The 4385-nt window shown below is 75.9% G+C and carries 4 protein-coding genes; 2 read left to right on the top strand and 2 right to left on the bottom strand.

Going from position 1 to position 4385, the window contains the following annotated elements; all coding sequences use genetic code 11:
* Positions 1–255 precede the first annotated feature (255 nt).
* Complete coding sequence (locus tag C7C46_RS30820; protein WP_110673222.1) at positions 256–483, bottom strand: DUF3107 domain-containing protein; 228 nt, start codon at positions 481–483, stop codon at positions 256–258.
* Positions 484–591: 108 nt separating this feature from the next.
* Positions 592–1248 (bottom strand): TetR/AcrR family transcriptional regulator, encoded by a 657-nt coding sequence (locus tag C7C46_RS30815; protein WP_110673221.1) that lies wholly within the window; start codon positions 1246–1248, stop codon positions 592–594.
* A gap of 195 nt (positions 1249–1443) precedes the next feature.
* Here C7C46_RS30815 and C7C46_RS30810 point away from each other — a divergent pair, with 195 nt between their 5' ends.
* Both C7C46_RS30810 and C7C46_RS30805 read left to right on the top strand, forming a co-directional pair.
* Positions 1444–2433 carry an alpha/beta fold hydrolase gene (locus C7C46_RS30810; RefSeq protein WP_110673220.1) on the top strand — a complete coding sequence of 330 codons (990 nt, stop codon included), beginning with the start codon at positions 1444–1446 and terminating at the stop codon, positions 2431–2433.
* A 303-nt stretch (positions 2434–2736) separates the two neighbouring features.
* Positions 2737–4347: a DUF3492 domain-containing protein gene (locus tag C7C46_RS30805; protein ID WP_146259274.1), complete on the top strand. Its 1611-nt coding sequence runs from the start codon at positions 2737–2739 to the stop codon at positions 4345–4347.
* Positions 4348–4385 lie beyond the last annotated feature (38 nt).

The following is a 4385-nucleotide window of genomic DNA, read 5'->3' as shown; positions in this document are numbered from 1 at the left end:
GGGCAGGGGCGCGGGCGGCCCCCCGGAGGCTGGTGGGGGCCGCGGGGGGGGGCCCGCGGTGGCTCGACCCCTACCCGGGGGAGCCGGTTCGGAACCGCACAGTGTCCGGAATCCCCGGCATGGGTGCCACGCCCCCCACAGGGGAGCAGGCCGCCCGCCCGCAGCCACCCGCGGCCCGTCGGCGCGGGGACGAGGCGAGCCGCCCCCCCCGGCTTGCCCGGGGGACGGCGGCTCGCCTCGTCAGGTACCGCCGGCTCAGATGGTGCCGAAGCCCACCTTGCGCACGGCCTGCTCACCGATCTCGACGTACGCCAGCCGCTCGGCCGGGACGAGGATGCGACGGCCGTGCTCGTCCGTCAGCGTCAACAGCTTGGCGGTGCCGTCCAGCGCCTTCGCCACCGCGTTCTCGACCTCGTCCGCGGTCTGCGGGCTCTCGATGACGATCTCTCGCGGCGCGTTCTGCACGCCGATCTTGACCTCCACGGCTTGGTCCCTCCGGTTGCAGCCTCCACGCGCGGCAGCCGAACCCGTAGGCCTGGCGGCCGCGCCGTACGGCTTCACCTTAGAGCAACCGGGTGGCGACTCGGTGGATCAGTTGTCGGCCGGGAGCAGGGGCTGGTCGCCCGGGTGCATCGGGAAGCCCTTGAGACCGCGCCAGGCCAGGCTGGCCACCAGTCGGACCGCCTCGTCCCGCGGGATCTCGCGGCCCTGGGAGAGCCAGTACCGGGCGGTGATCTGGGCCAGCCCGCAGACGCCGACGGCCAGCAGCTTGGCCTGCCCCTCGGGCAGGTCGGTGTCCTCCGCGATCACCTGGCTGACCAGGGTGGCGCTCATGTCCGAGGCCCGGTCCACCCGCTCGCGCACCGAGGGCTCGTTGGTCAGGTCGGACTCGAAGACCAGCCGGAACGAGCCGGACTCGCTGGCCACGTAGTCGAAGTAGGCCTGCATGGTGGCGGCCACCCGCAGCTTGTTGTCCGTGGTGGCGTCCAGCGCGGACCGGGTGGCCTCGACCAGGGCGTCGCAGTGCTTGTCCAGCAGCGCCAGGTAGAGCTCCAGCTTCCCGGGGAAGTGCTGGTAGAGCACGGGCTTGCTAACCCCGGCCCGCTCGGCGATGTCGTCCATCGCGGCGGCGTGGTAGCCCTGAGCGACGAACACTTCCTGGGCGGCTCCGAGCAACTGCTCCCGGCGGGCGCTACGCGGCAGCCGGGCGCCACGCGGGCGGTCCTGGGCTTCCTGGATGGCCGTCACGGCGCTCCTCACTTCACGGTCGGACATGCACAGTCGAACACTGCACGGTCGGGCGGGCAGGCGGCTGATTCTACTTTCGAGTAACCGGCGGCGCGCCTGCCCGAACGGGGAAAAGCGCAGCTCTCGGCTTGTCGGATGCCCACAATACGGCGCGTGCCCCCGTCCGGCGCCAGAGTCTCACTACCATCTTCTCCCATGAGCACTGAGCAGCGGGAGCGGGCCGGAGCCGAGCCGGACGGGGGCGGCCGGAGCGGGGCCGCCGGTCGGCCTGCGGGCCGGTGGCGGACCAGGTCGGTGGAGGTGCCGGGCGCCGTGCTCGCCGTCACCGGGCCCACCGCGCCGGAGTCCGCCGCGCTGCCGGAGGCGCTCTTCGTGCACGGCCTGGGCGGCTCGGCGGAGAACTGGACCGAGCTGATGGCCGACCTCGACGGGGTGGTCCGCGGCGAGGCGCTGGACCTGCCCGGCTTCGGCTGGTCGCCGCCGCCGGTGGACGGCAACCTCTCGGTCAGCGGGCACGTCCGGGCGGTGATCGGGTACCTGGAGGCGACCGGACGCGGGCCGGTGCACCTGTTCGGCAACTCGCTCGGCGGCGCGGTCTCGGTGCGGCTCGCGGCGCTGCGGCCCGACCTGGTGCGCAGCCTGACCCTGGTCTCCCCGGCGCTGCCCGAGCTGCCGCCGCAGCACTCGGCGCTGCCCACCGGGATGCTGGCCATCCCCGGGATTCCCCGGCTGCTGTCCCGGATCCCGGCGGGCGGGCGAAGTGTGGAGCAGGCCACCGACGGGCTGCTCGACCTGGTCTACGGCAACGCCCGGGCGATCCCGGCGGACAAGCGCGACGAGGCGGTGGCCGAGTACCGGCGGCGGATGGGGCTGCCGTACGCGATGCAGGTGATGGTCGGTTCCGCCCGCGGGATCGTCTCCGCCTACACCGAGCGCGGTGAGCAGGCGCTGTGGCGCCAGGCCGAGCGGGTCGAGGCGCCGGTGCTGCTGGTCTACGGGCTGCGCGACAAGCTGGTCTCCTACCGCTCCGCCGCCCGGGCCTGCGCCGCGTTCAAGGACGCCCGGCTGCTGGTGCTCCCGCAGTCCGGGCACGTGGCGATGATGGAGCACCCGGTGCAGGTCGGGCGGGCGGTGCGGGAGTTCCTGGGCGAGGTCGAGCGGGAGCGGGCGGCGGCCCGGGACTGACCCGGCGTTAGAACGGACGAGAAGGCCCCTGGTTACGGGCGTTCACTCGTTCAGGTGGCCGCCGAGTGGGCCTGCCGGTGTGGCGGCCGCTTCCGTTCTACCTTCTAGGTGTCGGACCGAACAGATGTGGGGGGCGCGGGGGCGCCCGAGGGTGTGTGAGATGCGCAGCGGGCGGGCACGGCCCGCCGGTGCCGGCGCGCGGGGGCGCCCGGTGAGCCAGGGCGGGCAGCAGGCCCGTCGCGCGCGCAGTAGCTGGTTCCGCCGGTCCGGTCGTCCCGTTTCGCTCTGCCTCTGGAGGTCGTCGTGCGCATTGCCCTGCTCACCGAGGGTGTCCACTCCGTTCCGCAGCGCTTCGGCGCCGTGCGGGGCACCGGCTGGTGCGACCGGTTGGTGGAGGGTCTGCCGGAGCACGAGTTCGAGCGCTACCTGCTGCTGGCCGGCAGCGCGGCGCCGGCCGCGGCCGACCGGCCCGGCCTGCGCACCCTGGCGCTGCGCGGCCCGCGGCCGGCCGGCCGCCGGCCCGGTGCGGTCCGCCGCCGGCACTACGCCCGGGCCTACGAGCAGCTGGTCCGCGCCCTGGTCCTGCCGCGCGAGCGCGGCGGTTTCGCGCCGGGGCTGCACCGTTTGGCCGCGCTCGCCCGGGAGGACGGTGCGCTGCCCGCCTTCCTCGCCTCCGGGCACGCACACGCGGTGCTGGAGCGGGTCTGGCGCTCGCCCGGCGCGGAGACGGCGGCCGGCCAGCCGCTGGTCCGGGACGTGCTGGTGGCCGGCGACCTGCTGGAGCAGTGCCTGCGCCCACTGGCCGCCGACTGGTACGGCGAGGAGCCCGGCGGCCTCGGCGCGGTCGACCTGTGCCACGTGGTCGGCGGCGGCCCGGCCGCGCTGCCCGCGCTGGTCGCCAAGGAGCGGTACGGAGTGCCGTTCGTGCTCACCGAGCACGGGCTGCACCTGCGCGAGCAGTACCTGGGCTACCGTCAGGCGCCGTACCGCTGGCCGGTCCGGGCGCTGCTGCTGAGCTTCTTCCGGCTGCTCACCGCCGAGACGTACCGGCAGGCCGCGCTGCTCACCCCCGGCAGCGGCTACGACCGCGAGTGGCAACTGCGCTGCGGGGCCAGACCGGAGCGGGTCCGGGTGGTCTACCAGGGCCTGCCCGCGGTGGCCCGCCCGGCGGCCGGGCCCGAGCCGGAGCGGCCCACCCTGGTCTGGGCGGGGCGGTTGGAGCCGGCCGCCGACCCGGAGCTGATGCTGCACGCCTTCGCCCGGATCCGGGCCGACCTGCCCGCCGCCCGGCTGGTCATGCACGGCCCGGAGGGGCTGCCCGGCTACCGGGCGCACTGCCTGGCGGTGGCGGCCCGGCTCGGGGTGGCCGAGCAGGTGGAGTTCCCGCAGCGGCCGCTGCCGGCGGCCGAGGTGTGGGGCGGCGGCACCGTCGCGGTCTTCTCGGCCCGCTCGCTGTCCCGGCCCCGCCCGCTGGCCGACGCGATGCTCAGCGGCCGCGCGCTGGTGGCCACCGACGTGGGGGTGGCCCGCGAGGTGGTCGGGCCGACGGGGCTGCTGGTGCCGCCGTGCGACCCGGCCGCGCTGGCGGTGGCCTGCCTGGCACTGCTGGGGGACGAGGAGCGGCGGGCCCGGCTGGGCCTGTCCGGTCGGCTGCGGGCCCAGGAGCGGTTCGCGGTGGAGCCGGTGACGGCGGCGTTCCGGGAGATCTACCTCGAGCTGGTCTCGCAGTGGCCCGCCTTCCCGGCCGCCGAGCGGCGCCCGGGTGCGGTGCCGCGGCCGTTCACCCGGCCCGCCGAGTACTGGGTGGCGGGCGAGGAGGAGCCGGGCCCCGCGATAGCGGGTGCGGCCCCGGGCACCGGGGAGTCGGCGCTGGTGGCGGCCGAGGGCACCGCGGCGATGGCGCGGGTGCCTTGATGGCCGCCGCCCGTCCGGCCCCGCCCGTTCCGCCCACC

Source organism: Streptomyces tateyamensis (assembly GCF_003205575.1).
Taxonomy (GTDB): domain Bacteria; phylum Actinomycetota; class Actinomycetes; order Streptomycetales; family Streptomycetaceae; genus Kitasatospora; species Kitasatospora tateyamensis.
This window is presented reverse-complemented; position numbering and strand designations above follow the sequence as displayed.